This window comes from Prevotella sp. MGM1, from assembly GCF_002933775.1.
Taxonomy (GTDB): Bacteria; Bacteroidota; Bacteroidia; order Bacteroidales; family Bacteroidaceae; genus Prevotella.
In genome coordinates this window covers 1-1137 of record NZ_BEWV01000123.1, presented here as the reverse complement: position 1 = coordinate 1137, position 1137 = coordinate 1, and the positions used below count along the sequence as shown (strand labels likewise).

The 1137-nt window shown below is 44.5% G+C and carries 2 protein-coding genes; both read right to left on the bottom strand.

What is annotated here, in order from left to right; genetic code table 11:
* A partial coding sequence (locus tag MoGM_RS04080; RefSeq protein ID WP_146078639.1) for a DUF4302 domain-containing protein occupies positions 1-363 on the bottom strand: 363 nt, incomplete at its 3' end.
* Between the two features lie 79 nt (positions 364-442).
* Positions 443-1137: putative zinc-binding metallopeptidase (locus MoGM_RS04075; protein WP_233210159.1), on the bottom strand; the 695-nt coding region annotated here is incomplete at its 5' end.

Sequence of the window (1137 nt, the reverse complement as noted above, 5' to 3'; positions counted from 1 at the left end):
CTCATTATATGTATTAAAAGTGAGCACGGGGCCGTTATCGGCTATCATTTCCCAAATAGACTCATCTTCTTTATAGACATTATTGGTAAAATTATTGTCCATAGCCACTTTCACTGAGTTGTCTTTACCGAAGTCAAGCAGCATCAGATATCCAAGTCCCTGAGGCGCCTCAAGACCATTCGTAGGATAATACTCCATTGCCCACTTTCCACCTGCATCGGCCAAACGATTGGAATATGTAACCATTGCCGAACTGAGGCGTTCCGCAGCCGAAGTGGCGAACAGGTCTTCTTCTTCTCCGGCACAACCGGTGAAAACAAGCGTCATTCCCGTAAGCAATGCTAATGATAATATCTTCTTCATATTTATATTCTGACGGTTTTATTATTATTTCCGCGAATGCAAAATTATAATCTGCGTTCGCGTGTTTGTTACCTTATGATTACTTTTGCAATTCCTTGAATTTATCAATCCCATTGAGCAAATCTTCCATCACGGTAGTGCCATCGGGTCTGCGATATGTGAGCTTATTGATGTAGTTGCCATTAGCGTCAAGCACATAATTGCCATTCTCATCGGTTACCCACTGACGCTTCTGCACACCATCACGCATAGCGTCGAGGTCATAGTTGAAGTTTGTTTTCAACCATTCACGCGTCATATTCAGTTTCTGCAAAATCAACGCACGGCCATTAACCCCATCATTATCCAGGAACGTAGGTTGTCCGTTCTCATCCAATACCGCACTGTTATTAGCATCGCGGGATATCTTCTTACGCTGTATTTTATAACTCGTAGCTTTACCGCCCGATGTGGCACCGTCTTTCACATAATAGCCGAGAGTGTCACGGTTGGCCCCCCTACGCACTGCCGCATCAAATTTATCGGCATCGTAGTCTACCACTTCCCATTCATATCCGGCAGCACCTATCATCCTACTCCAAGTATTGTCGTCTTTAACAATATAGTTTGCTATCAACTCTACCCAATCCTCACCGGCCTGCGATGAGCCGTAAGGAGTGATAAACCCTTGTCCGAGAGCGACAGAATCAGGAGTGTCCTGCCAGCTTGTAACATTATACTTACCATTGGAAAGCAAGTCAAATTCGGTCGGGCGGTTAACGTTCTGGTTCAAAA